General features: G+C 58.9%; 26 protein-coding genes. 7 read left to right on the top strand and 19 right to left on the bottom strand.

The features are described from left to right. Positions 1-7: 7 nt before the first annotated feature. The 4 genes from KCG39_RS14365 to KCG39_RS14380 are packed head-to-tail and all read left to right on the top strand — an operon-like array spanning position 8 to position 2,609. A complete protein-coding gene (locus KCG39_RS14365) occupies positions 8-586 on the top strand; it encodes an ECF transporter S component (RefSeq protein ID WP_004125055.1) in 579 nt (192 codons plus the stop codon). Beyond that, positions 587-1,294, top strand: coding sequence for an energy-coupling factor transporter transmembrane component T (locus tag KCG39_RS14370; RefSeq protein ID WP_049112186.1), 708 nt, complete (start codon positions 587-589; stop codon positions 1,292-1,294). Then, the gene (locus KCG39_RS14375) at positions 1,282-1,959 is read left to right on the top strand and encodes an energy-coupling factor ABC transporter ATP-binding protein (RefSeq protein WP_004125061.1); all 678 of its coding nucleotides are present in this window, start codon (positions 1,282-1,284) and stop codon (positions 1,957-1,959) included. The genes KCG39_RS14370 and KCG39_RS14375 overlap by 13 nt, the downstream gene beginning before the upstream one ends. Further along, positions 1,953-2,609, top strand: a complete 657-nt coding sequence (locus KCG39_RS14380) for an ABC transporter ATP-binding protein (RefSeq protein ID WP_142468406.1) — start codon at positions 1,953-1,955, stop codon at positions 2,607-2,609. The genes KCG39_RS14375 and KCG39_RS14380 overlap by 7 nt, the downstream gene beginning before the upstream one ends. A gap of 160 nt (positions 2,610-2,769) precedes the next feature. Here KCG39_RS14380 and tkt read toward each other — a convergent pair whose 3' ends face one another. Further along, positions 2,770-4,761, bottom strand: coding sequence for a transketolase (gene tkt / locus KCG39_RS14385; RefSeq protein ID WP_024358643.1), 1,992 nt, complete (start codon positions 4,759-4,761; stop codon positions 2,770-2,772). A 278-nt stretch (positions 4,762-5,039) separates the two neighbouring features. Between tkt and loiP the strand changes: the two genes are divergently transcribed. After that, entirely contained in the window at positions 5,040-5,798 is a 759-nt protein-coding gene (gene loiP / locus KCG39_RS14390) for a metalloprotease LoiP (protein WP_042946041.1), read from the top strand. Positions 5,799-5,932: 134 nt separating this feature from the next. Here loiP and KCG39_RS14395 read toward each other — a convergent pair whose 3' ends face one another. From KCG39_RS14395 to KCG39_RS14460, 14 genes are all read right to left on the bottom strand, one after another. Beyond that, positions 5,933-7,573 (bottom strand): thiamine pyrophosphate-binding protein, encoded by a 1,641-nt coding sequence (locus KCG39_RS14395; protein ID WP_004125074.1) that lies wholly within the window; start codon positions 7,571-7,573, stop codon positions 5,933-5,935. A gap of 14 nt (positions 7,574-7,587) precedes the next feature. Beyond that, complete coding sequence (locus KCG39_RS14400; protein ID WP_004125077.1) at positions 7,588-9,057, bottom strand: aldehyde dehydrogenase; 1,470 nt, start codon at positions 9,055-9,057, stop codon at positions 7,588-7,590. Between the two features lie 15 nt (positions 9,058-9,072). Next, positions 9,073-9,837 carry an aspartate dehydrogenase gene (locus tag KCG39_RS14405; protein WP_032741950.1) on the bottom strand — a complete coding sequence of 255 codons (765 nt, stop codon included), beginning with the start codon at positions 9,835-9,837 and terminating at the stop codon, positions 9,073-9,075. A 9-nt stretch (positions 9,838-9,846) separates the two neighbouring features. Beyond that, complete coding sequence (locus tag KCG39_RS14410) at positions 9,847-10,641, bottom strand: SDR family oxidoreductase (RefSeq protein WP_004125082.1); 795 nt, start codon at positions 10,639-10,641, stop codon at positions 9,847-9,849. Continuing rightward, positions 10,625-11,395, bottom strand: a complete 771-nt coding sequence (locus tag KCG39_RS14415) for an alpha/beta fold hydrolase (RefSeq protein ID WP_004125084.1) — start codon at positions 11,393-11,395, stop codon at positions 10,625-10,627. Before KCG39_RS14415 ends, KCG39_RS14410 begins: the two co-directional genes overlap by 17 nt. 9 nt (positions 11,396-11,404) lie before the next feature. Next, a complete protein-coding gene (locus KCG39_RS14420) occupies positions 11,405-11,935 on the bottom strand; it encodes a cupin domain-containing protein (RefSeq protein ID WP_004125089.1) in 531 nt (176 codons plus the stop codon). A 10-nt stretch (positions 11,936-11,945) separates the two neighbouring features. Beyond that, complete coding sequence (locus KCG39_RS14425; RefSeq protein WP_004125097.1) at positions 11,946-13,202, bottom strand: MFS transporter; 1,257 nt, start codon at positions 13,200-13,202, stop codon at positions 11,946-11,948. Between the two features lie 26 nt (positions 13,203-13,228). Continuing rightward, positions 13,229-14,416, bottom strand: coding sequence for an NAD(P)/FAD-dependent oxidoreductase (locus tag KCG39_RS14430; protein WP_004125103.1), 1,188 nt, complete (start codon positions 14,414-14,416; stop codon positions 13,229-13,231). After that, positions 14,413-15,339: a VOC family protein gene (locus tag KCG39_RS14435; RefSeq protein WP_087828540.1), complete on the bottom strand. Its 927-nt coding sequence runs from the start codon at positions 15,337-15,339 to the stop codon at positions 14,413-14,415. Before KCG39_RS14435 ends, KCG39_RS14430 begins: the two co-directional genes overlap by 4 nt. Before the next feature lie 88 nt (positions 15,340-15,427). Further along, positions 15,428-16,216, bottom strand: a complete 789-nt coding sequence (locus tag KCG39_RS14440; protein WP_004125113.1) for an IclR family transcriptional regulator — start codon at positions 16,214-16,216, stop codon at positions 15,428-15,430. A gap of 13 nt (positions 16,217-16,229) precedes the next feature. Continuing rightward, positions 16,230-16,979, bottom strand: a complete 750-nt coding sequence (locus KCG39_RS14445) for an SDR family oxidoreductase (RefSeq protein WP_004125115.1) — start codon at positions 16,977-16,979, stop codon at positions 16,230-16,232. Beyond that, a complete protein-coding gene (locus tag KCG39_RS14450) occupies positions 16,979-18,001 on the bottom strand; it encodes an aromatic ring-hydroxylating oxygenase subunit alpha (protein WP_087828541.1) in 1,023 nt (340 codons plus the stop codon). Before KCG39_RS14450 ends, KCG39_RS14445 begins: the two co-directional genes overlap by 1 nt. 10 nt (positions 18,002-18,011) lie before the next feature. Continuing rightward, on the bottom strand, positions 18,012-18,320 hold the full coding sequence (locus KCG39_RS14455) for a recombinase-like helix-turn-helix domain-containing protein (protein ID WP_004125120.1): 309 nt from the start codon (positions 18,318-18,320) through the stop codon (positions 18,012-18,014). Then, positions 18,317-18,640: a Rieske (2Fe-2S) protein gene (locus KCG39_RS14460; protein WP_112166751.1), complete on the bottom strand. Its 324-nt coding sequence runs from the start codon at positions 18,638-18,640 to the stop codon at positions 18,317-18,319. The genes KCG39_RS14455 and KCG39_RS14460 overlap by 4 nt, the downstream gene beginning before the upstream one ends. A 427-nt stretch (positions 18,641-19,067) precedes the next feature. Here KCG39_RS14460 and KCG39_RS14465 point away from each other — a divergent pair, with 427 nt between their 5' ends. After that, positions 19,068-20,279, top strand: a complete 1,212-nt coding sequence (locus KCG39_RS14465) for an MFS transporter (protein WP_211811428.1) — start codon at positions 19,068-19,070, stop codon at positions 20,277-20,279. Between the two features lie 3 nt (positions 20,280-20,282). Here the strand turns inward: KCG39_RS14465 and speB are convergent, their stop codons facing one another. The 4 genes from speB to KCG39_RS28095 form a co-directional block, all read right to left on the bottom strand. Then, on the bottom strand, positions 20,283-21,203 hold the full coding sequence (speB, locus tag KCG39_RS14470; RefSeq protein WP_004205166.1) for an agmatinase: 921 nt from the start codon (positions 21,201-21,203) through the stop codon (positions 20,283-20,285). A gap of 215 nt (positions 21,204-21,418) precedes the next feature. Continuing rightward, positions 21,419-23,395, bottom strand: coding sequence for a biosynthetic arginine decarboxylase (speA, locus tag KCG39_RS14475; RefSeq protein ID WP_004125134.1), 1,977 nt, complete (start codon positions 23,393-23,395; stop codon positions 21,419-21,421). A gap of 8 nt (positions 23,396-23,403) precedes the next feature. Next, positions 23,404-23,535, bottom strand: a complete 132-nt coding sequence (yqgB, locus tag KCG39_RS14480) for an acid stress response protein YqgB (RefSeq protein ID WP_075210876.1) — start codon at positions 23,533-23,535, stop codon at positions 23,404-23,406. An 85-nt stretch (positions 23,536-23,620) separates the two neighbouring features. Next, positions 23,621-23,770, bottom strand: coding sequence for a hypothetical protein (locus tag KCG39_RS28095; RefSeq protein ID WP_227637570.1), 150 nt, complete (start codon positions 23,768-23,770; stop codon positions 23,621-23,623). Between the two features lie 467 nt (positions 23,771-24,237). On the opposite strand from KCG39_RS28095, the gene metK reads away from it, so the two are divergent. Next, positions 24,238-25,392 carry a methionine adenosyltransferase gene (gene metK, locus KCG39_RS14490; protein WP_004125136.1) on the top strand — a complete coding sequence of 385 codons (1,155 nt, stop codon included), beginning with the start codon at positions 24,238-24,240 and terminating at the stop codon, positions 25,390-25,392. Positions 25,393-25,587 lie beyond the last annotated feature (195 nt).

Below are 25,587 nucleotides of genomic sequence, written 5' to 3' on the forward strand. Positions count from 1 at the left end.
GTCTTCTATGGCGCGTCGCCAATTTTCCAGCCAGTCTCTGGCCCTGATCGTCATTGCTATCGCCATCAATATGGTCGGCGGGCAGCTGATCAGCATGCTGAAATTACCGATTTTTCTCGACTCTATTGGCACCTTAATCAGCGCGGTGCTGTTAGGCCCGGTGGTCGGAATGCTGACTGGCCTACTCACTAACCTGCTGTGGGGGTTGTTGACCGATCCTATCGCCGCCGCCTTCGCTCCGGTGGCGATGGTTATCGGGCTGGTGGCCGGATGGCTGGCGCGGACGGGATGGTTTCGCACCTTACCGAAAGTGGTTGTCAGCGGTATCATCATTACTCTTGCCGTCACGCTTGTCGCCGTGCCTATTCGCACTACGTTGTTTGGCGGCGTTACCGGCAGCGGTGCCGATCTCTTTGTCGCCTGGATGCACTCGGTCGGCCAGAATCTGGTGGAGTCCGTCGCGATTACCGTGCTTGGCGCGAACCTGGTCGATAAAATCCTGACGGCGGTCATCGTCTGGGTCCTGTTGCGCCAGCTTCCGCTGCGCACAACGCGCCATTTCCCAACCATGTCTGCTGTACGCTAAATGCATCCCTTTACTTCATTAAGCCTGTGGGCGCTCGCCGCCTGCTCCACGCTCCTGCTACCCGCGGGTACGCCATTAAGCCTTTATAGCGCGCTAACTTTCATTTGTTTACTGGGAATGAAGGCCACGCGACCACGGGCAAAATACGTACTCTGGCTGATGATCCCTTTAGGGTTAGGCCTGTGGCTGGTGCACGGCGGCTGGTTGAGCGAATGGATCGGTGGACAAGCGCGTGAACCTGAACGTTGGGCCAATGCCGTCACGCTCTGGCTGCGGATCCTGGCCATCGTATCAACATCGCAGCTGTGGATGCACTACGTGCCGGTTTCGCGGTTTATGCGCGCCCTGTTTGCCTCCCGCTTGCCGCCGGGTCTCGCCTATCTGTTTGCCGGCCCGTTGCTGGTTGTCGAGCAACTCAAACGTCAACTGGCGATTATTCATGAGGCCCAGCGCGCACGGGGCGTACCGCTGGATGAGGCCTGGTATCATCGTTTACGCGCGATGCCTGCATTGATTGTGCCGCTTACCCATAATGCGCTCAACGATTTAGCCGTACGCGGTGCGGCGCTGGATATGCGAGGATTTCGCCTGCATCGGACACGCACCACACTGTGGGCGCCGCCGGACAGCCCCTTACAGCGTTGGGCACGCTACGCCATGGTGGTGCTGATGATAGCCGAGACCGGAGTCTGGATATGGTTACATTAGAACAGTTTCGCTATCTTCCAACCCATGCCGCGCGCCCACCTGCCTGCTTCGATTTTCACTACGCCGAGCCCGGTATGGTGGCGATTTTTGGCGATAACGGCAGCGGAAAAAGTACGCTTGCGCAGTTGATGGCGGGCTGGTATCCGGATTTCCTCCCCGGAGAAACTGAAGGTAAAGGAACGTTACTCGGGAACCCTATCGGACAGTTGTCGCTCGTCGAACAGGCGAGCACCATCCAGTTGGTTCAACAATCCCCCTATCTCCAGCTTTCCGGCTGTACCTTCAGCGTCGAAGAAGAGGTCGCTTTTGGTCCTGAAAATCTCTGCCTCAGCGAAGACGAGATTATGCGCCGTATTGATGAAGCGCTGACGCTGACAGCGTGCCAGGCGTTACGTCATCGCCACCCGGCGACGCTCTCCGGGGGAGAAACCCAGCGGGTAGTCATTGCCAGCGCGCTCGTCATGCAGCCCAGGATATTGATTCTGGATGAAGCGTTTAGCCGTTTGACAGCGCAGGCAAGCACCATGCTTCTTGAGCGCTTGCAGCATTGGGCGCAGGCGCAGCGTTCCTTGATTATCCTTTTTGAACGAACCCCCTCGCCTTTTCTTGCCTGGTGTCAGCAGGGATGGCGACTGCATGATGGAGCGATTTCCCCGCTATGCTGACGTTAAATCAGGTGACTTATCGCTGGCCCGGCGCGGCGGCAGACTGTTTGCAAAACATCTCGCTAAACCTCTGTGAAAAAGAATGGCTGGCGCTCACCGGCGATAACGGCGCGGGGAAATCCACCCTGCTGCGGGTGATGGCCGGACTGCTACCCGCCACGTCCGGTACCGTCAATCTGCTGGATAAACCGATGGCGCATTATAAAAATCGCCATCGCGCCGGTATGCTCGGCGTATTGTTTCAGGAAGCTGAAAATCAAATCTTTCACAGCAGGGTGGCTGAAGAAATCGCCTTCGGGCTGCGGCTACAGAAACGGCCTGCCACAGAAGTTACTCAACGCACCGCGGCAGCGCTGCAGCTTTGCCAGTTAGAGGATGTCGCCGATGCGCATCCGCTGGATTTGCATACCGCCCAGCGCCGCATGGTTGCCGTCGCCTGTCTGGAAGCGATGGCGCCAGCAATTCTGCTGCTCGACGAACCCAGCCGCGATTTTGACCCGCACTGGCTGACGATATTTGAGGAGTGGCTTGCGGTTTGCCGCAAGAGGGGGACCAGCGTAGTGGCTATCAGCCATGACCCGGCTTTTATCCAGCGCCACTTTTCCCGCATGGTGCGCCTGGAAAAGGGCAGACTGCTGAGTATTTCCTGAAAAAGAAACGGGCCGCCTGAGCGACCCGTTTTTTTACGGTGACAATCAAATTCTTTCCCAGCGGCGGTGCTGCGCACCTGTCCGGGCCACCCGACCGTACTGGCCTGTAGCCCGGGCAAGGCGCCGCTTTACCGCGCCGCCCCCGGGAGCGGTGAAAGGACTACAGCAGTGCTTTCGCTTTGGCGACAACGTTATCCACGGTGAAGCCAAACTCTTCAAACAGCAGCTCCGCCGGCGCAGACTCACCGAAAGTGGTCATGCCAACGATCGCGCCGTTCAGGCCCACGTATTTGAACCAGTAGTCGGCGATACCCGCTTCGATAGCTACGCGCGCAGAGACGGCTTTCGGCAGCACGGCTTCACGGTAAGCGGCATCCTGCTTGTCGAACGCGTCGGTGGACGGCATGGAAACCACGCGCGCCTTCACGCCTTCGGCAGTCAATTTTTCGTAAGCGGCAACCGCCAGCTCAACTTCAGAGCCGGTGGCGATGAAGATCAGTTCCGGCTGACCGGCACAATCCTTCAGCACGTAGCCGCCGCGGGCAACGTTCGCCAGCTGCTCTTCAGTACGCTCCTGCTGCGCCAGGTTCTGACGGGACAGAATCAGCGCGGTCGGGCCGTCCTGACGCTCAACGCCATATTTCCACGCGATGGCGGATTCCACCTGGTCGCACGGACGCCATGTGGACATGTTCGGCGTGACGCGCAGGGAAGCCACCTGCTCTACCGGCTGGTGAGTCGGGCCGTCTTCGCCCAGACCGATGGAGTCGTGGGTGTAGACCATTACCTGACGCTGTTTCATCAGCGCGGCCATACGTACCGCGTTACGCGCATACTCGACGAACATCAGGAAGGTAGAGGTGTACGGCAGGAAACCGCCGTGCAGAGCGATACCGTTGGCAATCGCGGTCATACCGAATTCGCGCACGCCGTAGTGGATGTAGTTACCGGCAGTGTCTTCGTTGATCGCTTTAGAACCGGACCACAGGGTCAGGTTACTTGGCGCCAGGTCAGCGGAACCGCCAAGGAACTCAGGCAGCAGCGGGCCGAAGGCTTCAATGGCGTTCTGAGATGCTTTACGGCTGGCGATTTTCGCCGGGTTAGCCTGCAGCTTCGCGATGAACTCGTTCGCTTTCGCATCGAAGTCAGCCGGCATGTCGCCTTTCATACGACGAGTAAACTCGGCGGCTTCCTGCGGGAAGGCTTTGGCGTAGGCGGCAAATTTCTCGTTCCACGCGGACTCTTTCGCCTGGCCGGCTTCTTTGGCATCCCACTGGGCATAGATTTCAGACGGGATTTCAAATGCCGGGTGTTTCCAGCCGAGCGCTTCGCGGGTCAGCGCGATTTCCGCGTCGCCCAGCGGCGCGCCGTGGGAGTCGTGGGTACCGGCTTTGTTCGGCGAACCGAAACCAATAATGGTTTTGCACATCAGCAGGGACGGTTTGTCGGTGACCGCACGCGCTTCTTCTACCGCGCGTTTAATCGAGTCAGCATCGTGGCCGTCAACGCCGCGCACCACGTGCCAGCCGTAGGCTTCAAAACGCTTCGCGGTGTCATCGGTGAACCAACCTTCTACATGACCGTCGATAGAGATGCCGTTGTCGTCATAGAACGCCACCAGCTTGCCAAGCTTCAGGGTACCGGCCAGGGAGCATACCTCGTGAGAGATACCTTCCATCATGCAGCCGTCGCCCATGAACGCGTAGGTGAAGTGGTCAACAATGTCGTGGCCCGGGCGGTTGAACTGCGCCGCCAGAGTTTTCTCCGCGATGGCCATACCAACCGCATTCGCAATACCCTGCCCCAGCGGACCGGTAGTGGTTTCCACGCCCGCGGTGTAGCCGACTTCCGGGTGACCCGGCGTTTTAGAGTGCAGCTGACGGAAGTTCTTCAGCTCTTCAATCGGCAGATCATAACCGGTGAGGTGCAGCAAGCTGTAAATCAGCATGGAACCGTGGCCGTTGGACAGGACAAAACGGTCGCGGTCGGCCCAGGACGGGTTCTGCGGGTTATGATTCAGGAAATCACGCCACAGGACTTCGGCAATGTCAGCCATACCCATCGGGGCACCCGGGTGACCGGATTTGGCTTTCTGTACTGCGTCCATGCTCAGCGCACGAATAGCGTTAGCAAGCTCTTTACGTGAGGACATTTTGACTCCAGATCGGATAATGAAGGCCATGCCCGCAACGACTTGACGACAGCGCGTTTTGGGCTACGCCGGAAAAAAGTGTGAACAATGTAACCTAAGCGGCAAAGCATGTACATGGAGCATCCTTTTGCCGTTTAAGAAATCTCTGGAACACGTTGTGCTACGGCGTAATCCTCTCGCCCGCATTCTCATATAGTATTTATAATTTGCACAGGATACGGCAGGTAGCCATCGCCGTTTTTTCGGATAAATAACCATAAGATTGTGGAAGATAAAAAATGAAAATTCGCTCAGCTCTTCTTGCCCTTGGGATCGCAGCCACGCTTACCGGATGCCAGAACATGGATTCCAACGGCCTGCTTAGCTCCGGCGCGGAGGCTTTCCAGGCTTATTCACTCAGCGACGAGCAGGTAAAAGCCTTAAGCGACAAAGCCTGTCAGGAGATGGATGCGAAAGCGACTATCGCGCCTGCCAGCAGTGAATACAGTAAACGTCTGAGTAAAATCGCCGCTGCGCTGGGGGACAACATCAACGGCCAGCCGGTGAACTACAAGGTGTATCAAACTAAAGACGTTAACGCCTTCGCCATGGCTAACGGCTGCATCCGCGTTTATAGCGGGCTGATGGATTTGATGAATGATAATGAAGTCGAAGCGGTTATCGGCCACGAAATGGGTCACGTTGCGCTGGGCCACGTGAAGAAAGGCATGCAGGTGGCATTAGGCACCAACGCGGTACGCGCGGCGGCGGCCTCCGCGGGCGGCATCGTCGGTAGCCTGTCGCAGTCGCAGCTGGGCGATCTGGGCGAGAAGCTGGTGAACTCGCAGTTCTCTCAGCGTCAGGAGTCTGAAGCGGACGACTACTCGTACGATCTGCTGCGCAAGCGCGGCATTAATCCGGCAGGCCTCGCCACCAGCTTCGAGAAACTGGCAAAGCTGGAAGCCGGACGCCAAAGCTCCATGTTTGATGACCACCCGGCATCGGAAGCACGCGCTCAACATATCCGCGATCGCATGAAGGCCGACGGGATCAAGTAAGCCCCGGCGTACTCTCACTATTTATAGTGAAGAGGAACGCCTTGTGGAGCCTCCCCCCTCTCCCGGTAAGGAGAGGGTTTGGGCCCTCAAGCCGGGCGTTTTCCCCGGAGGCGGCCTGCGGGCTCGCCGTCAGACTAGTACAGCGTCTTCTGCGGCGGGCCGGCAAAGCGCAGCGCGCCTATCTCGCCCATTTTCACCTCCACCACCGACGGCCCCGGCATCGCTAGCGCTTCGGTCATCACCGCCTGGAAATCCTCCGCCCGATCGACGCTCCACGCCTGCAGACCGATGGCCTGTGCCAGCAGCGTAAAATCTGGCGTATGCAGCTCGTTATAATACTGGCGGCCGCCAAAATACTTATCCTGAATGCCGCGCATCACGCCGTAGCCGCCATCGTTCATAATCAGCAGCGTCACGTTAGCCTTTTCCTGAGCCAGCGTCGCCAGTTCACCGAGGTTCAGGCTCAGGCCACCGTCGCCAACCAGCCCCACCACCTTACGCTGCGGATTGGCAATCGCGGTACCAATAGCCATCGGCAGCCCCATACCAATAGCCCCGGCCAGCGAGTGAATATTCATCAGCGGACCGTGGGCGCGAAACAGGCGACTGCCCCACAGGCTACCGGACACGGTAATATCGCGTACCAGGATGCCGTTCGCCGGCAGCGCCTGCGCGATCGCGTCGCTTAATCTGGCGTAATCGCCGCACTGTTCGCGCAGCCCCTGCTCCGCGATCGCCACCGCTTCTTTTATCTGGCTATCCCAGCGCGCGTCGCCCCATATGCGCCCCTGCGCTCGTTCCGCCAGCGCGCCTAATAATGCGCGGCAGTCCGCCACCAGCGTATTGTCCATCAGGTAGTTACGGCTGGCCGCCGCCGGGTCGATATCAATCTGCACCCGCGGCGCGGGCAGCTCCAGCGTCCACGAACGCGTCTCGTTGCTGCGTAACCGTGAACCGGCGACAAGTGTGAAATCACAGTGTGAAATCAGCGCTTCAACCGACGGCGAATTATGAAATGCGCGCAGGCTGGCGCGGTGACCATCCGGCAGAATGCCGCGGCCGTGGGTACTGGAAATCACCGTCATCCCGGCATCCGCCAGCACCTTCACCGCCTCGCAGCTCTCTAAGGCGCCGCCGCCAAGCCACAGCAGCGGCCGCTTCGCCTGCTTAAGCTGCGCCCACAGCATATCAACCATCGACGATTCCGGCGCCACAGCCGAAGCGTGTTTCAACGGCGCGGTCAGCAGCGAAAGCGGGATTTTGGCGCTCTGAATATCAATCGGAATTTCAACCGAGACCGGGCCACATGGCGGCGTCTGCGCCTCCTGAATCGCTTTATGCAGGAGAGCGACCGCCTGATTGGCGCTACTGATGCGATAAGCGCGCTTTGAGCTGGCCTTCAGGAAAGTCAGCTGATCGCGAGTTTCGTGAATAAACCCGGTATCGGCATCCAGCCAGGCTTTTTCAACCTGGCCGGTGAGGTGCAGCAGCGGCGTGCCGGCGTTCATCGCTTCAACCAGCGCGCCGACGGCGTTGCCCGCCCCGGCGCCAGTGCTGGTCAACGCCACGCCGAGCCCGGAAAAACGCCCGTGGGCGTCAGCCATAGTCACCGATCCCGCCTCCCCGCGCGCCGGGACGAAGCGGATTTTTTCCCGCTGGCCAACGGCATCGGCGATCGGCAGATTGTGAATAGAGATGACGCCATACATGGCTTCAACATGATACTGCTCCAGCGTTCTGGCGATGGCGTCGCCGACGGTTATCATTTCGCTCATTGTTCACCCTTATCTCAATCGCACCAGTGGTTGACGCTATTACCCGTCGCCAGATAAATACTCTTCTGCTGCATCCAGGCCTTCAGACCCTGGATACCTTTTTCGCGGCCCAATCCGCTCTCTTTAAAGCCCCCAAACGGGGTGGAGATAGAGAAAACCTTATAGGTGTTGATCCACACCGTACCGGCCTCCAGCTGTTCGCTCAGGCGCAAGGCGCGGCCGGTATCGCGCGTCCAGATCCCCGCCGCCAGCCCGAAGACGGAGTCATTGGCCTCGCGGATCAGCGCCGCTTCATCGCTAAAGCGCAACGCCACCAGCACCGGCCCGAAGATCTCTTCCTGACAGACGCGAGCCTGGTTGTTCAGTCCCTCGACGATCGTCGGCTGGAAGTAGCTGCCCGCCGCCAGCGCCGGATCCGCCGGGATCTCGCCGCCGCACAGCACGCTACCGCCTTCGCGCTTCGCCAGTTCGACATACGCCAGCACGCTCTGGCGATGCTTATCGTTAATCAGCGGTCCGACGTGGGTGTCGGCGCTAAACGGATGGCCCACCCGCAGCCCGCGGGTTAATTCCAGCAGCCGGGCCATTAATTGCGGATAGACTTTTTCATGAATGAACAGACGCGATCCGGCGATGCAGGCCTGGCCGCCGGAGCTGAATATGCCGTAGCAGATACCCCGCGCCGCCTGTTCAATATCGGCATCTTCCAGCACGATGGTCGGCGATTTGCCGCCCAGCTCCAGCGACGCCGGGATCAGTTTTTCCGCCGCCACGTGCGCCAGATGTCGTCCGGTAGCGGTACCGCCGGTAAAGGAAATTTTGCGCACCTTAGGATGACGAGCCAGCGCATCGCCAATCACCGAACCTTTGCCCGGCAGCACGCTCAGCAGCCCGGCGGGCAGCCCGGCCTGCTCAAAGATGCGCGCCAGCTCCAGCGCCATCAGCGGCGTCGCTTCCGCCGGCTTGAGGATCACTGCGTTCCCCGCGGCGATGGCCGGCGCAACTTTTTGCATTTCGCTGGCGATGGGCGAGTTCCACGGCGTAATCGCCGCCACCACGCCCAGCGGTTCATAGCGGCTCAGGGTCAGCAGATCCGCCTGACGCGGCGTCGGCAGCTCGCCCTCCAGCAGTTCGCAGGCGGCGGCAAAATAGCGCGCGGTACCCGCCGCGCTCATCACCAGACCTCGCGCTTCCGCCAGCGGTTTACCGTTGTCGCGGCTCTGCTTGCGGGTTAACTCGTCGCTCTGCGCTTCAATCAGATCGGCGACCTTATGCAGGATCTTTGCCCGCTGATGCGGCAGCGTGGCCCGCCACATCGGCTCCCGCCAGGCGCGATCGGCGCAGTCGATCGCCTCCTGCAGATCGTCCAGGCTGGCCGCATATAGCGAAGCGTTAAGCGATCCATCCGCCGGAAAGCGGCTGTGCATCAGGTTGCCGCCGCCGCGCCGCCACTGGCCGCCGATAAAAATGTCTAACTCGTCCATCTCAGCCTCTCTGCGTTATGTCAGTTCGCAGCAGGCGCGTACCGCGCTCAGTGCCGCCAGGGTCGACGTTTTGGGATTGCTGGCGAGCGGCAGGCCGCTCAGCTCCAGGTGAAACTCGCCGAACCCCCCTTCGGCGTGCAGCGTATGGGTGTTGCGTTGCGTCGTCGGATCCACCATCAGCTGCACCCGGGTGGCATCAAGACCAATGCCGCCCAGCGCCACGGTTGCCGCCACGTTGGCGTTCGCCGGAAACAGCCGCGCCGCTTCGCGGGCGCTGCCCTCAAAGAAAATCTGCGTTTCATGTACCGCGCTAAGATCGATCAGCTGCTCGGCATAGCTGCCGCGCCAGCTGGCCGGGCTTTTACGCGACTGATAGGTCACACGCTCAAGGCCGCCCTCTTTCGCCGCCGCCAGGCCATCAATACCGGCTATCGCGCCCGCCAACAGCGTTAGCCTGCCTCCCGCCTGGCGTAGGCGCTGTTCCAGTTCGCTATCCGCCAGCGCGCCGGTGGAAATCACCGCCAGATGCCAGCCGCGGGCCAGCACCGCCTCACCGTACTGCGCCACCGCCTGCTGGCTGGCGCATTCAAGCACCAGATCCGGCGTCTGGTCGCACTGCTGCGGATCGCTTAACGGCGCAACCGCCCCGGCAAACTGCCGACGGATCGCCGCATGGTGCGGCTCGCGCGCCACGATCCAGCCTAACGCCACCTGCGGCGGCAGCCGTTCAATGACCGCCTGCGCCATCGCGCCGTAGCCGATTAACATCACCTTTTTCATCATCTTTCCCTACAGGTGACGGCAAAAGCCGCCGGACACATCCAGCGCCGCGCCGGTGGTAAACGAAGCCAGCGGCGAAGCGAGAAACAGCAGCGCCTGCGCCGGCTCCTGCGGTTTTCCGAGCCGCGCCATCGGGATCCCGCGCTTGCGGGCGATGTCGGCGGTCCACTCTGGCCAGCTCTGGCTCTTATCGCTGCGGTTTGCAAAACGGCGCTGCCACTGTCCGGATTCGACCATGCCCAGCAGAATGGAATTGACGCGAATCCCTTTGCCGATCAGATCCTTCGACAGGGTCAGCGTCATATTCAGCAGCGCGGCGCGGGCAGCGGAGGTGGCGATCATGTGCTCTTCCGGCTGCAGCGCCAGCAGCGAGTTCACGCAGGTAATTGAGGCGATATCCGACCGCTCAAGCTGCGGCTGGAACGCCCTGACCGGATTAATCACGCCGAACAGTTTCAGCTCGGCTTCGTGCAGCCAGGCCTCGCGCGGCGTATCGGCGAAATGGGCGACATAGCCCTGGCCGGCGTTGTTTATCAACATGTCAGCGCCGCCAAAATGGGCTTCTACTGCATTTGCAAAGGCCTGAACCTCTTGTTCATTCAGAACGTCGCAGCGCCAGGAAAACACGTCCCCAGCGGGATATTCGTTTAGCAGCGCCGCGTGGGCGCTGGCCAGCCGGTCCGGATTGCGGCCGCAAAAGGCGACTTTCGCCCCTTCGCCCAGCAGCAGGCGCAGCGTTTCGAAACCAATCCCTGACGAGCCGCCGGTGACCACCGCGACGCGTCCTTCAATTTGTGCATTCATCGCGCACCTCTTCCCCTATGCGTAAAAGCTGTTGATTAAAAAACGTCGCGTTATCGAGATAGCTGGCGTGCCCGGCCTGCGGGATAGCGGTGTACGGCATGCCGTAGCGTAGCGCCACCCCCTGCACCAACTCGGGCTGGGTGATGGCATCCTGCTCGCCGCACCACACGGCGAAGCGGCCGCGATAATCGGCAAGCCAGCGGTGGATGTCGTCGTGCGCCAGCATCCAGGCGGCGGCGAGATAGCCTTCACTGCGCAGCCTGCGCATGCCTGCTGCAACCGTCGCTACATCGGCTTCGCGCGCACCGGGGCGCAGCAGCTTCGCCGCCCGTCCCAGGGCCATCGCCTCACCGCCTAGCGCCATCTGTTGCTGACGCCCTTGCCAGACTTTTTCCCGCTGCGCGGCTGCCGCCTGGCCGTAGCCCTGAGCGACGTCGGCCAGCACCAGATACCGCACGCGCTGCGGATACCTGGCGGCAAAAGCGGCGGCGACCAGCGCGCCCAGCGAATGGCCGACCAGTACGGTTTTCTGTACCCCGGCGCGGTCGAGCATCCGCGCCAGCGCATCGGCGTAGTCGCCGGCATCCGCCCGCGCCGTCGCAAGCATCGGGCTTTCGCCATAACCGGGCATATCCCAGGCCAGCACGCGGTAGCCCGGAAGCGCCATCTGTTTATGCCAGGAGGCCGCGCCGGAACTGATGCCGTGCAGCAGCGTCAGCGGCGTACCGCTTCCTTGTTCACGAAAACCCGTCATCATCGCTCCTTAGCTGCGCTTCACTTTTGACAGCGGATGATCTTCCGGGTAGGTCGGAATATGCGGCTTTGGCGTACCAAGCATCACGCACATCAGCGCCTCTTCCTCTCCATGGTTGAACAGCCCGCGATAAATTCCGGCCGGAACGGAAATCAGATCGCGTTCGCGCAGGACGGTCTCGGTATAGCTGTCGCCATCCTGAATCATCAGGGTGATCTGCCCTTTGAGCATGAAGAACACCTCTTCCACATCGTCGTGCAGATGCAGCGGGCCTTCGCATTTGGACGGCAGTACCATGGTGGAGAAGGTGAAGTGTTCCGCCTGAACGGTATTGCTATCGCTGGCGACGCCGGTCGCGCCGGTGCCGATATAGCGCATCTGCGCGCGGCGATACTTCGGATCGAAATCCGCCTGGAACTTCAGCGCATTCCAGTCGTATTTACGGCCTTCAAAGCGCGCAATACGCGACTCGACCCACTCTTCCATCGTCAGATGTTCAGGTTTCAGACTCGGTTTTGCGGTTACGGTTGAATCAGTCATCGTTTTATCCTCAGTAACGTCTTAGCAGCGGCAGTAACAGGACGCAGCCCACCGCCGCCATCACCACCAGAAAAATCAGCCCGGAATCCATGCTGTGGGTGAAGGCGATAAGCGCGCCCATCACCGCCGGCGATAACGCCCCGGCAAAGTTTCCCAGCCCGTTGAAAATTCCGCCCGCGGTGGCGCTGACTCGCGGATGGGTCGCCTTGGCCAACAACGCGAAGATATTCGGCGCGCCGGTCCCCCACATAAAGGTGCTAAAGCTCATCGCCGCGATCACCGGCAACGGCGTGGTGAAATGCATCACCGCAGCCAGGCCAATACCTGCACCTGCCAGGGAAATAAAGCAGGCGGCAGCGCGCTTATCGACGCGGTCTGACAGCCAGGCGCCGATGATTTCGCCGAGCAGCATGGCGATAAACGGCATTGAAGACAGCCAGCCGGCGTGTTCAAGATGGATACCTTTGCCCTTAATCAGGTAGCCCGGCAGCCAGCCGTTGATGCCCCACAAATAGGCGAGAAAAGCGATATTGAAGATGCAAATCATCCAGAAGTGCGGGCTGACAAACAGCTCGCGGCGCGCACTGCGGCGCGCCTCCTGCGACGTTTGCCCGCCGCTGGCTTTCGCCTCCAGCCTGACGCCGCGCAGCCCGATACGCACAAAAATCAGTACCGGCACCGTCAGCATCGCCATCACAAAGAAGGTGCTCTGCCAGCCGAAGGTGTTGAGCAGCCAAATCGATAGCGGAAAGCCAATCGCCGCGCCCACCGGGGTGCCCAGCAGCCAGAGCATGGTGGCCCGCGCCTGCAGGTGCTGCGGAAAGGTATGGCGGACGATAGCGAACGCCAGCGGGAACAGCGGCCCCTCGGCGATACCCAGCAAAATTCGCAGCGTCACCATCAGCGTGTAGTTGTGGGTGAAGCCCATCACCAGCATTAAAATGCACCACACCGCCATCATCCCGGTAAGCAGACGCAGCGGCGCGATACGGTCGCCCAGGCCGCTTAACAGCACTGAGGAAAATCCGTAGCTCAGCAGGAAAGCGCTCATCAGGATACCCAGACGAGTGGTGTCGAAATCGATACCCATCGCCTGCTGGAAGTGGCTATCGGAAAACAGCGCGGCGATGCTGATCTTGTCGAAGAACGCCAGCAGTACGCAGGCCAGCAGCGACAGCGGAATGGCCCAGCGAACCGCTTTTTCAGGCGTGCGGATGCCCTCGCCGCTCGCCTCAGCAGGCGCGGCGTTAGTCTCTAATGTGGTCATTTCTCCCCCTTAAGGGTGCGGGTTAGCTATCGCAATGACATCAGTGAAAAGGCCGGGTCGGCGAGCGGTACAGCGGATAAATCTCGCCCTGCCGCCATCCAGCGCTTCGCCAGCTTGACGGTACGCGCATCGTTGAACGCCACCAGCTGCGTCAGCCGCCCGTTTTCGTCCAGCGAGAAGTACAGCGAGTCTTCACGCGCTATCGTTCTGCTGCCCGGCTGCGGAATACCAAGGATCTGGATATTGTGCTGATATTGATCCGACCACAGCCACGGCGCGTCGTCGTAGCCTGGCGCATCGGGGTTGAGCATCGCTTTTGCCGTCGCCACCGCTTGATTCTGGGCGAAGGCCCAGGACTGGATGCACAGGCCGTAGTGATGATGCTGCGCCACATCCCCGGCAGCAAAGATGAACGGATCCGACGTTCTCCCCTGGGTATCCACAACGATCCCGCGCTCTGTTTTCAGCCCCGCGTCGCGCGCCAGTTCGAGATTAAGATCGACCCCGATCCCCACCACCACCGCATCATAAATTTCGCGCTTACCGTCACAGTGAATGACCGGCAGGCAGTTATTATCTTCCAGCTCCAGCGCGCCGCAGCCGGTACGGATATCCACGCCCTGCGCGCGATGAATTGCCGCTAAGCGTTGCGACACCTCGCCGCTCACCGAACGCATGCACAGCGCAGGCTGCTGCTCGAACAGCGTCACCGCCACGCCGTTTTTCCGCGCCGAGGCGGCAATCTCAAGGCCAATCCAGCCGCCACCGACAATGGCCAGTTTTTGACTTTCCGCCAGACGACTTTTCAGACGCTGCGCATCCTGCCAGTGACGCAGGGTATAAACCTGAGGATGCGCCGCCCACGCCTCGCCCGGCAGACGCGCTCGCCCCCCGGTGGCGATTAAAAGAATGTTGTAACTAATACGTTCGCCGTTGCTTAAAATTAGCGTTTTAGCGGCCCGGTCAATCTGCTCTGCACGCAGCGGACGATACCAGGTCAGGTTCAGCGCCTGCTGCGCTTCGTGCGAAAACAAGCGCGGTAGCTGCGCATCGGTATCCAACAATGCGGCTTTGGAAAGCGGCGGCCGCTCGTAGAAATCCCATTCCTCTTCCGCCACCACGCAAATCTCACCGTCGAATCCCTCGTCGCGCAGCGTTTTCGCCGCCCAGCCGCCCGCCTGGCCGCCGCCGACAATCACAATCCGCGCCGTCATACCGCCTCCGTTTTTTTCTGCTGGCGGCGAGTATCGTGGTCGATACCGCCCTCCACTGCCCATTCGGTAAAGGAGACCAACGAGTGCTCCAGCTCGCGCGGCTGCCAGTTTTCCGTCAGATAATCATCGTTGGTGTAGTACTCGAAGGCGCCGCCGGTGGGGCTGTTGACGTACCAGAAGTAGGCCGAAGAGACCGGGTGGCGGCCGGGGCCGATAAAGGTACTCCAGGCGTTTTTGTTCATCGCGATGCCGCCGCCGATCACCTCGTGGATGTCACGCACGGTGAAGGCCACGTGGTTCAGACCCCGCTTGCGGTTCGGCAGCTGCAGCAGGAACAGGTTGTGATGGCCCCCGCGCGCGCCGCAGCGCAGGAATACCGCACGGTTGATGTAGCGGTCTGACACCTGGAAGCCGAGGACTTCGCGATAGAAGCTTTCGACCACCGCCAGTTCTTCAACAAAGAACACCACGTGGCCGACGTTGATCGGCTGCGCGCGGTCGTAAACCGGACTCGGCGTGTCGATGCGGCGAACATCGCCCCACTGGTTGATCGGCTCGACGTTAAGCTCTACCGCCGTTTGCTGGCTGACCTGCACCCGCAGCGTCATGCCGTTCGGGTCGAGGCACTCCAGCGCGCCGTCAACCCTGCGGAAGCCGGGCTGACGTTCCAGCTTTGGACGTAGCGCCTCCAGCGCCGCCTGATCCGCTACACCCCAGGTCATACGGCGCAGCGTATTGCCGGCCTCAAACGCTGGGGGCAGGTCGGGGCTGTCGATCAGATTAAGCTCGACGCGCGCGCCGCTGAGGGTGGTAAACACGCGCCCGCTGGCATCGCCAGCCAGGCCAAAATCGTGCATAAATTTGGCGCTATGGTTCAGGTCATCTACGCCAAATTCCAGCTTTTCAATTCCGGTAATACTCATTGTTCGTCGCCTCTTTACCGTTCTGTCGCCCGAATTTGGGCGTAAAACATGCCCGGCGCACTCAAGCGCCTGCCATTAAGTGTTTGATTTAACTAGCCTGAGACAAATATCCCAGGAAACCGGAAATTTTGTCCGCCGCCAGGCTGACGTCGTTCTGCAGCCGCTCGCGATCGCTTTGCGGGATCTCATCGGAGGGAACCAGGATGCTGACCACCCCCGCCACCCGGCCACTGCGGTCATACACCGGGTAGACAATCGACGAGATGCCGTGGCGGAAGAACGACTCGCCAATCACATAACCTCGGGCTTTATCCTGCTGTACCATCTGCCACAGCGCTTCGCGATCGTGCAGCTGGCCCGGAGTGTTGCCCGGCAGTCGCTCGTCAGGGAACAGCTGTTCAAACTCGCTGCGTGAAACATCGGTCAGCAGCATGCGGCCCAGCGAGGTGCAGTGCACCGGCAGCCGGGTGCCAACACTGACCTGGTTGATCCGCGAACCGGCCGCGCTGACGCGAGCGATGTAGATAATGTCCCGGCCATCGCGGATCGCCAGATGACTGCTGCACTGGCTGACATCGCGCAGCTGCTCGATAACCGGCTGACCCACCTGGGCGATATCCAGCGAGGCGATATATTCAAAGCCCAGCCGCAGCACGTTCATCCCCAGCGAAAAGGTGTTGGTGCGCGCGTTGCGCTCGAGAAAGCCCATATACTCCAGCGTTTGCACCACGCGATAGGCGGTCGCTTTCGGCATATCCACCAGCCGGTGCAGCTCGGCGAAGGTCAGATCGCGATGCTGTTCGCCAAAAGCCAGCAGCAGCTGCAGGCCGCGCTCAAGCCCCGGCACCAGGTACTTCACTTCCTGATCGTTCGCCATACCGCCTCACTTATTAGTTAAAAACAAAACCGCCGTTGACCGGGATCAGCTGGCCGGTGATAAACCGCGACAGATCGCTGAGCAACCAGACCACGCTGCCGGTGACGTCTTCCGGCTGCTGCGCGCCGCTCAGCGCGCGACCGTTTTCATAAAGTTGATGGCGTTCCGCAGGCACGTATTCCGTCGCCTCAACGCGGGTCAGCCCCGGCGCGATGGCGTTTATGCGGATGCGCCTTTCCCCCAGCTCGCGGGCCATTGAGCGGGTCATCGCGATCACCGCGCCTTTACTGGCAACGTAGGCCATCAGCCGCGGCGCCCCCCACAGGGCGGTATCCGAGGCGACATTGACGATCCCCGCCCCTTCGCGCAGCAGCGGCACCGCCGCGCGGGTCACCAGCCAGGTACCTTTAACGTTAACCGTCATCACCCGATCCCACAGATCCGGATCGTAATCGAGCATGTTTTTACCGCCGACGCCGGTGGCCATTGCCGCATTATTCACTAACCCGTCGATCGCTCCCCGCTCGCCGATAGCGCTGAATACCCGGTCGATCGATTCGCTATCGGCGAGATCGATCGCGTGGGATTCGATGCGGTAGCCCTTTTCCTGCAGACGATGGGCGCTTTCCGCCAGCTCACCCCGCAGAATGTCGCACATCACCACCGCCGCGCCCTGTCCGGCGCAGGCTTCGGCGAAGTGGTAGCCCAGGCCGCGCGCCGCGCCGGTGACGACGATACGTTTCCCGTTAAGCAGGCCGTTCATCAGGCGGCTCCCTGCTGCTCTTCCAGGGCCGCCAACTGCTCTTTTGCCGCTTTCTGCATCATGCGGCGCAGACGCGAAAGGCCGACGTCGTGCTGATAAAGATATTCACGATCGCGGGCATTCGGCGCCAGGCTTTCCAGCACCACGCGATCCTGTTCGAGCACTTCCCAGTGCAGTTTTTCCAGGCGGTTGCGATACATAAAACGCCACAGATCGCGCTGCCAGCCCTGTACGCCACGGATGCGCCAGAAGAAGACGCGGCAGTTGTCGTTATCTTCCGGCACCACCATGCCGACAATCCAGAAGTGACCGCCCGGTCCAAAGCGCTTTTTGTACGGAATAGAGAGGCGCATCCAGTAGGTCCCGCTGTTGCCCAGTTCAACCCAGTCGAAGTTAACGCCAACCTGCCCTTTCTTCTCAAAAATAAACCCGGTTTTCGTGGGCTGCAGCACCATGTCGGCTTTGCGATCGCCTTCCGCCATGGAGTGCGAGGAGGAGTGGAGATAGGTGCCATGCATCGGGTCCATCACGTTTTCCAGGGCGTACTGGTAGTTGCATTTCCATGCCGCGGTACACAGGAAGTTGCTATATTTGTCGCTATCGGCCAGCTCTTGCGGAAAGTTCAGCTCATCAGGCTGCTGGTCGGCGGTGACGCCAAACCACAGAAAAATAGCGCCGTGCACTTCCTGAACGCTGTAGCTGCGGACGCATTGCTGACCCACCAGCGGACAGCGGTCAACTGCCGGGACGTCTTTCACTTCGCCGTTGCCGGCCACTTCCACGCCGTGATACCAGCAGGCGATGCGATCGCCCAGGTTCCAGCCCATCGACAGGCGCGCGCCGCGATGCGGGCAGCGGTCTTCCAGCGCCTGCACCTGGCCGTCTTTATTGCGCCAGACCACAATCTGTTCGCCGAGGCGGGTAATGCCCACCGGAGCCGACTGCACTTCCCAACTCGCCAGCACCGGATACCACAGGCCGCGTAACCCTTTATCAAGATAGTTTTGTACCGTTGTCGTCATCGCTGTGTCCTCAGTATCCATTTACCTGCAGAAATGCCTGGAAGCTGCTTTCGCTCCACGGTTCGCCCTGCTGGTCGTACATTCTGACGCCGTTCAGGCCGCTCACCAGCTCGCCGAGGTTTTCCGCGCCCTGCTCAAAGAGCGTTTCCAGGGTGGCAATAAGCTGTAGTTCCCAGCTTTCCGGCACCCGGCTGCGGGTTTGCCAGATCAGATTGGGATAGTCGCCGGGCTTGTGAATATTGCCGTTTCCGCCTTCCGCCGGCGGCGTGAACTGACGGCTTTCCGGCAATGCCGGGTTAAAGTCCAGGGATTCGCTCATGCCACGTTCTCCTCGATAAAAGAAATCTGGATCTGCTCGTCGTATACCCGCACCGGGTAGCGATGCAGGCTGCGGCCACCGGGGCCGTGCAAACACTGGCCGGTTTTGACGTCGAATACCGCTTCATGCAGCGGGCACTCCACCTTGCCATCTTCAACAAAGCCCTGGCTCAGCAGCGCATAAGCGTGGGGACAAACGTCTTCCAGCGCGTAATATTCGCCATCAATCAGATAGATACCGATTTCTTTACCGTCGATACTGCCGCTGTAGGGGAAATCTTCCTGTACTTGCTCCGCGTCACACACGCCAATCCAGCTCATCGCATTCCTCCGGGCTCTGTTTCATATATGAAACTCTGTTTCTTATTTAATACGGTCAATATAAAAGCGATGAATCTTTCGTCAAGCGCTAATGTGATTAAATTGTTAATGAATAGACTTTTAATTAGCTAACTGTGGAATTGATCACGAAAAAAAGCAGCCAGATGAAATGATGATATTTAAAGTGCTCTTTCATTATAAATAACGCTATCTCTTAAGAAATGAAGTGGACCTGTTGACTTCTTTTCACAATGCTCGTTAGAAATGAGCAAAAAGGTAAATATCACAGTTTCACATATGAAACAAAATGAAATTTTAACCTTAAAAAACATAGAGTTTCATAGGTGAACCATTTTAGTCAGGTGATTATTTCTGGCGTTAAAAAAATAATAACCAATATGTATTAAATTTAAAAAAGAGGTAAAACATGGCGGCAAGATGGCAAGGTACTATCGCACTACTTTTGTTAATAATTATTTCTTACGTCGATCGGGTAAATATCTCGGTAATGATCCTGAACCCCGAATTCGCCGCTCACTTTCATTTAAATGAAAACAGAATGTTACAAGGCATGCTGATGACATGCTTTCTCCTGGGTTATGGTTTATCGGCATTAATATTAACTCCGCTTATAGAAAGCAGGCTCAACTATCGCCAGGGACTGTTAAGCAGCGTGGCAATATGGGCGCTGGTTTGCGCGGTTTCGCCGCTGCTGGGCTCGCTGCTGGGAATGTTAATCGCGCGCATCGTTCTCGGCGTTGCCGAGGGGCCGCTATTCTCGCTGAAAACCCGCTTTATCAGCGATAGCTTCGCTGCCGATGAGGTTGGTAAACCTAACGCCGTGACGGCCCTCGGCGTCTCGCTCGGGCTGGCGATGGGCTTTCCGCTGGTCACCTGGCTGATGGCGCACGTCGGCTGGATGGGTTCGTTTTACGCCCTGGCGCTGCTGAACCTGCTGCTCGGCGGCGGATTAATCTGGCGCTTTCTGCCCGCCCCTGTCGTCAATGAACGCTGCGCAAAGCCCGGTATCATCAAAACCTTTACTCTCGCCTGGCGCACGCCGCTGCTCGGCTGGATCCTGGTGGTGGAGATCGCCACCCTCAGCTATCTGTGGGGCAGTAGCGCCTGGCTGCCGGCCTGGCTACGCGACGAGCATCACTTCTCGCTGCAGGCCACCGGCCTGCTGGCGGCGGTTCCGTTTCTGCTAAGTCTGGGGTCAAAATTTCTCGGCGGGGTATTGCTCGATAAGATGCGGCCGGAGCAGGCGCCCGTGCTGTTTATTATCGGCGGCCTGCTGACCGCTCTGTCGGTGTTGGCGCTGATGCTCAGCCACCAGCAGGCGATGCTGGCGCTGTTTATGCTGGCGGCGAACGTATTCTGGGGGTTGCAGGGCGCGGCGATCCCTGCGGTCGTGCAGCACCATGCGCCACGCGAGGCGGTCGGCAGCGCCTATGGCATTATTAATGGCATCGGCAATATCTGCGCAGCGTTTATCCCGCTGCTGATGGGGATGGTCATGAAGTCGGCGGGATCGGTAAGCTCGGAATTCTCGGTGCTGGTGGTATCACAGCTGATGACGCTTTGCGCCGGAGGCGTGCTGCTGCTGCGCATGCGTCGCGCAGCAGCAGTGAGCGTCTGAGGCTTATTCGCCTTTTTTCGCCGCCTGAATGTAGAGCATTTCCAGCGCCAGCGTCGCCGCCGCCAGGGCGGTGATTTCGGACTGGTCGTAGGCCGGAGCGACTTCCACCACGTCCATGCCGACGATGTTCAGATCCTTCAGGCCGCGCACCAGCTTGATCGCCCGATCGGAGGTCAGGCCGCCGATCACCGGCGTACCGGTACCCGGGGCAAACGCCGGGTCCAGGCAGTCGATATCAAAGGTCAGGTACACTGGCATATCGCCGACGATCTGTTTCACCTGAGCGATCACGTCGTCAACGCTGCGATCGTTGACCTGGCCCGCATCCAGCACCGTGAAGCCGTTGTCTTTATCAAACTCGGTACGGATACCGATCTGCACTGAGTGATTCGGATCGATCAGGCCTTCGTTCGGCGCGGTGTAGAACATGGTGCCGTGGTCAAATTCGCAGCCGTTGGCGTAGGTATCGGTATGGGCATCAAAATGCACCAGCGCCATTTTGCCAAAGTGCTTAGCGTGAGCGCGCAGCAGCGGCAGGGTGACAAAGTGGTCGCCGCCAAAGGAGAGCATGCGTTTACCTGCCGCCAGCAGTTTTTCCGCGTGGGCCTGCAGCTTTTCACTCATTTCACGCGCGTCGCCGAAGGCATAAACCAGGTCGCCGCAGTCCACGACGTTCAGGCGCTCGCGCATGTCAAAATTCCACGGGAAGCGGTTGTGCTCCCACGCAAGGTTCGTCGACACCTGACGGATCGCCGCCGGGCCATGACGGCCGCCCGCGCGTCCGGAGGTCGCCATATCAAACGGTACGCCGGTGATGACCCAGTCCGCATCGCTGTCATACGGCATGAAATTCATCGGTAGACGCAGAAAACCAAATGCGTTGGATACCAGGGAGTTATCGTATTGATGACCTAAGGTGCTCATGGATATGACCTCTTTTACCGTCGTTGCGTTGAAATACAAATATAAAAAAACCCTTCCGCGTCGTTAGGCCCGACGAGGAAGGGTTTAAATGAGTTTACTGCTTAGTTGAGCGAATTATCGCCGTAAATGTCTACGCGTTCAAGTGAGTCTGGCGAATGGCCGTAATGAGCCTTCTCTCCCCCTCTCTTCCCTCTCGGCTACGGAGAGGACGTATATCACTCGTCTTCGAGATAAGTGTAGCCGTATAAACCCGCTTCGAACTCTTCAAGGAACTGCTGCTGCAGGGCGGCGTCCAGGTCCGTATTTTTTACCTGATCGCGGAACTGGGTCAACAGCGTGTTCGGATCGAGCTGCACGTACTGCAGCATATCCGCAACGGTATCCCCTTCATCCGACAGCTCAACTTCGACGCTGCCGTCAGGGAAGACAAACACGTCTACGGCTTCCGTATCGCCGAACAGGTTGTGCATATTGCCGAGGATCTCCTGGTAGGCGCCCACCATAAAGAAGCCCAGCATCGGCGGATTCTCCGGATCGTATTCCGGCATCGGCATGGTGGTCGCAATACCGTCGCCATCCACATAGTGGTCAATCGCGCCGTCGGAATCGCAGGTGATATCCAGCAGCACCGCGCGGCGTTCCGGTATCTTGTTCAGCCCTTCCAGCGGCATCACCGGGAACAGCTGATCGATACCCCACGCATCCGGCATCGACTGGAACAGGGAGAAGTTGACGTAGATCTTATCCGCCATGCGCTCCTGCAGTTCATCAATAATCGGGCGATGCGCGCGGTTGCTGGGGTCGAGCTGCTTCTGAACTTCATGGCACATATTCAGATACAGCTGCTCGGCCCAGGCGCGCTCTTGAAGATTAAAAGTGCCGGAGGAGTAGCCGATGTGGATATCGTGCAGATCCATCTGGCTGTCGTGCAACCATTCGCGCAGCGAGCGGCGGTTGCCGGTTTCCTGCATCTCCAGCCAGGTTTCCCACATGCTTTGCAGCGGACGCGCGGCGTCTTCCTCAGGCGGGGTCGCCTCGGTATATTCGTTACGCTCAACGCCGATAATGTTCGATACCAGCACGGTGTGGTGCGCCGTGACTGCGCGGCCGGATTCAGTGATCACCGTCGGATGCGGCAAACCGTTCTCTTCGCAGGCATCGCCAATCGCCCAAATAATGTTGTTGGCGTATTCGTTCAGGCCGTAGTTTACCGAACAGTCGGACTGCGAACGGGTGCCCTCGTAGTCAACGCCGAGACCGCCGCCAACGTCAAAGCACTGAATATTCACGCCCAGCTTATGCAGCTCAACGTAGAAACGCGCGGATTCACGTACGCCGGTGGCGATATCGCGAATATTGGCCATCTGCGAGCCAAGGTGGAAATGCAGCAGCTGCAGGCTGTCCAGATGCCCGGCAGAGCGCAGAATTTCAACCAGCTGCAGAACCTGGGTCGCCGCGAGGCCAAATTTGGATTTTTCGCCGCCGGAGGACTGCCACTTACCGGAGCCCTGCGAAGCCAGACGCGCGCGCACGCCAAGACGCGGTACCACGTTCAGCCGCTCGGCTTCTTCCAGCACGATGGCGATTTCCGACATCTTCTCGATGACCAGATAGACCTTGTGGCCCATCTTTTCGCCCACCAGCGCCAGGCGGATATATTCACGGTCTTTGTAGCCGTTACAAACAATGACGCTGCGGGTCATACCGGCGTGTGCCAGCACCGCCATCAGCTCAGCCTTCGAACCGGCTTCCAGACCCAGCGGCTCGCCGGAGTGGATCAGCGATTCAATGACGCGGCGATGCTGGTTGACCTTGATCGGATAAACCAGGAAGTAGTCACCGTTATAGCCATAAGACTCACGCGCGCGTTTGAAGGCGGCGTTAATCGAACGCAGGCGGTGCTGCAAAATCTGCGGGAAGCAGAACAGCGCAGGCAGGCGCTGCCCCTGAGCTTCACGGGCTTTCACCAGCTCAGCAAGGTCAACGCGCGCTTCCGGGACGTCAGGATCCGGGCAGACGCTGATATGGCCCAGTTCGTTAACGTCGTAGTAGTTATTACCCCACCAGGCAATATTGTAAGTACGTAGCATCTTGCTGGCTTCCTGGGAGCTCATCGCAACCTCCTGCATGGAACGTAGTACACCGTGATCGCCTGCTGACGAAGGCGAAGATAATGACATGTCGTCAGACATAGCGAACCTCAAATTTTAGTAACAAGTGTAAAACAGTTGACTACTATCGCAATCCGAAGAAGCGATAACAACCCATAAACAGTCCGAAATCCCAGTAGATAGTGCTGGTCTTGCGGCTGAGCGACCGGTTTCTTATTCATATCATCGTAAAACACGTACCCGAACGGAGTATGACAGTCCGGAGAAACCACGAGAAAACCCTTGCTATCGCAAGAGCGCCCTTGTTCAGTGTTCCAGCAGCCTGCCGGCCCGGGAATCCTGAGAAGCGCCGAGATGGGTAGAACATCGGCTGGTTTGCATGAGAGAGATGCGGGTTGCGGGATAGTGACGCGCGACGGAACGACGCGACGAATCAGGCGAAAAACGTGGGTTCATTATCTGGTATCACCTCCACACTGCCCCGAGACGGGCCAGCGACAAGCCAAAGCTATACGTTCCAGACAGTCAGCGAAAACGCCGCTGCGGGACTCTGTCAATACAGACTGCTTAACCCGGCTGGAAGTGGCGTCACGAGGTAAATGCTCGTGCGCTGTTTTAATGAGCCGCGCGCGGCGTTTTATACCGAGAAGCGGGGTAAAAAGCAAAATAAAAATATGCGCGTTACCGGGGATTGTCAGGAAAAATTGCCACCGCCCTTTTTCTATAAATGCGACGAATATCAAAAAAGGCTGGAAATGGGGTCAAGAACTGCCCTAAAATAGCCGTCCAGAAGTTAATCCATCTATACTGATTAACACTCAGACTGCTCGTGTCGCTACCTGCAAGCTTTGGTAGAGTCATCCGTCAAAGCCATTCTACACAACAGTATGAGCTACCCGAATCGTCCACAGGTGAAATAAAACATGGCAAAACACCTCTTTACGTCAGAGTCCGTATCAGAAGGGCATCCCGACAAAATTGCTGACCAAATCTCCGACGCCGTGCTGGATGCGATCCTCGAACAGGATCCGAAGGCGCGCGTAGCTTGTGAAACCTATGTCAAAACCGGCATGGTTCTGGTCGGTGGCGAGATCACCACCAGCGCATGGGTTGATATTGAAGAGATCACCCGTAACACGGTCCGTGAAATTGGCTACGTGCATTCCGACATGGGTTTTGACGCCAACTCCTGCGCGGTCCTGAGTGCTATCGGTAAACAGTCTCCGGACATCAACCAGGGCGTTGACCGCGCCGATCCGCTGGAACAGGGCGCGGGCGACCAGGGCCTGATGTTTGGCTATGCCACCAACGAAACCGACGTGCTGATGCCGGCGCCGATCACCTATGCGCACCGTCTGGTGCAGCGTCAGGCTGAAGTGCGCAAAAACGGCACTCTGCCGTGGCTGCGCCCGGATGCGAAAAGCCAGGTCACCTTCCAGTACGACGACGGTAAAATCGTCGGCATTGACGCGGTAGTCCTGTCGACCCAGCACGCGGAAGATATCGACCAGAAATCGCTGCAGGAAGCGGTGATGGAAGAGATCATCAAACCGGTTCTGCCGACCGAGTGGCTGAACAGCGCCACAAAATTCTTTATCAACCCAACCGGCCGTTTTGTTATCGGCGGACCAATGGGCGACTGCGGCCTGACCGGGCGTAAAATCATCGTTGACACCTACGGCGGCATGGCTCGTCACGGCGGCGGCGCGTTCTCCGGTAAAGATCCATCTAAAGTGGACCGTTCTGCGGCCTACGCGGCGCGCTATGTAGCGAAAAACATCGTTGCCGCTGGCCTGGCCGATCGTTGTGAAATTCAGGTTTCCTACGCCATCGGCGTGGCGGAGCCGACGTCAATCATGGTTGAAACCTTTGGTACCGAAAAAGTGCCTTCTGAGCAGTTGACCCTGCTGGTGCGTGAGTTCTTTGACCTCCGTCCGTACGGCCTGATTCAGATGCTGGATCTGCTGCACCCGATCTACAAAGAGACGGCGGCATACGGTCACTTCGGTCGCGAACATTTCCCATGGGAAAAAACCGACAAAGCAGCCCAGCTGCGCGAAGCGTCCGGTCTGAAATAATCTCCGCACTCCCCCGCTTTCAAGGCCAGCCCCGCGCTGGCCTTTTTACTTTAGCTTCCCTCCGCTGACGCCGAATCCTGCCTTCCGCTCGTCAAAAATGGAAGCGATTACATCATATACAGCGCAAATATACTCCCCTAATACGTGCAAAATGTAATAACCCTTCACTTTGTTACACAATATTTCAGCAAAGTC

The organism is Klebsiella pasteurii (assembly GCF_018139045.1).
Classification (GTDB): Bacteria; Pseudomonadota; Gammaproteobacteria; order Enterobacterales; family Enterobacteriaceae; genus Klebsiella; species Klebsiella grimontii.

Coding starts and splice junctions, on each gene's coding strand:
- KCG39_RS28095 (WP_227637570.1), bottom strand. CDS start 23,770: ATGAACCCACGTTTTTCGCCTGATTCGTCGCGTCGTTCCGTCGCGCGT.
- KCG39_RS14455 (WP_004125120.1), bottom strand. CDS start 18,320: ATGAGCGAATCCCTGGACTTTAACCCGGCATTGCCGGAAAGCCGTCAG.
- KCG39_RS14365 (WP_004125055.1), top strand. CDS start 8: ATGGCGCGTCGCCAATTTTCCAGCCAGTCTCTGGCCCTGATCGTCATT.
- KCG39_RS14395 (WP_004125074.1), bottom strand. CDS start 7,573: ATGAGCGAAATGATAACCGTCGGCGACGCCATCGCCAGAACGCTGGAG.
- KCG39_RS14415 (WP_004125084.1), bottom strand. CDS start 11,395: ATGACGGGTTTTCGTGAACAAGGAAGCGGTACGCCGCTGACGCTGCTG.
- KCG39_RS14400 (WP_004125077.1), bottom strand. CDS start 9,057: ATGGACGAGTTAGACATTTTTATCGGCGGCCAGTGGCGGCGCGGCGGC.
- speB (WP_004205166.1), bottom strand. CDS start 21,203: ATGAGCACCTTAGGTCATCAATACGATAACTCCCTGGTATCCAACGCA.
- KCG39_RS14450 (WP_087828541.1), bottom strand. CDS start 18,001: ATGACGACAACGGTACAAAACTATCTTGATAAAGGGTTACGCGGCCTG.
- KCG39_RS14435 (WP_087828540.1), bottom strand. CDS start 15,339: ATGAGTATTACCGGAATTGAAAAGCTGGAATTTGGCGTAGATGACCTG.
- KCG39_RS14440 (WP_004125113.1), bottom strand. CDS start 16,216: ATGGCGAACGATCAGGAAGTGAAGTACCTGGTGCCGGGGCTTGAGCGC.
- KCG39_RS14445 (WP_004125115.1), bottom strand. CDS start 16,979: ATGAACGGCCTGCTTAACGGGAAACGTATCGTCGTCACCGGCGCGGCG.
- KCG39_RS14405 (WP_032741950.1), bottom strand. CDS start 9,837: ATGAAAAAGGTGATGTTAATCGGCTACGGCGCGATGGCGCAGGCGGTC.
- KCG39_RS14370 (WP_049112186.1), top strand. CDS start 587: ATGCATCCCTTTACTTCATTAAGCCTGTGGGCGCTCGCCGCCTGCTCC.
- KCG39_RS14430 (WP_004125103.1), bottom strand. CDS start 14,416: ATGACGGCGCGGATTGTGATTGTCGGCGGCGGCCAGGCGGGCGGCTGG.
- KCG39_RS14420 (WP_004125089.1), bottom strand. CDS start 11,935: ATGACTGATTCAACCGTAACCGCAAAACCGAGTCTGAAACCTGAACAT.
- KCG39_RS14460 (WP_112166751.1), bottom strand. CDS start 18,640: ATGAGCTGGATTGGCGTGTGTGACGCGGAGCAAGTACAGGAAGATTTC.
- KCG39_RS14465 (WP_211811428.1), top strand. CDS start 19,068: ATGGCGGCAAGATGGCAAGGTACTATCGCACTACTTTTGTTAATAATT.
- KCG39_RS14410 (WP_004125082.1), bottom strand. CDS start 10,641: ATGAATGCACAAATTGAAGGACGCGTCGCGGTGGTCACCGGCGGCTCG.
- yqgB (WP_075210876.1), bottom strand. CDS start 23,535: ATGAATAAGAAACCGGTCGCTCAGCCGCAAGACCAGCACTATCTACTG.
- KCG39_RS14375 (WP_004125061.1), top strand. CDS start 1,282: ATGGTTACATTAGAACAGTTTCGCTATCTTCCAACCCATGCCGCGCGC.
- KCG39_RS14425 (WP_004125097.1), bottom strand. CDS start 13,202: ATGACCACATTAGAGACTAACGCCGCGCCTGCTGAGGCGAGCGGCGAG.
- loiP (WP_042946041.1), top strand. CDS start 5,040: ATGAAAATTCGCTCAGCTCTTCTTGCCCTTGGGATCGCAGCCACGCTT.
- speA (WP_004125134.1), bottom strand. CDS start 23,395: ATGTCTGACGACATGTCATTATCTTCGCCTTCGTCAGCAGGCGATCAC.
- tkt (WP_024358643.1), bottom strand. CDS start 4,761: ATGTCCTCACGTAAAGAGCTTGCTAACGCTATTCGTGCGCTGAGCATG.
- KCG39_RS14380 (WP_142468406.1), top strand. CDS start 1,953: ATGCTGACGTTAAATCAGGTGACTTATCGCTGGCCCGGCGCGGCGGCA.
- metK (WP_004125136.1), top strand. CDS start 24,238: ATGGCAAAACACCTCTTTACGTCAGAGTCCGTATCAGAAGGGCATCCC.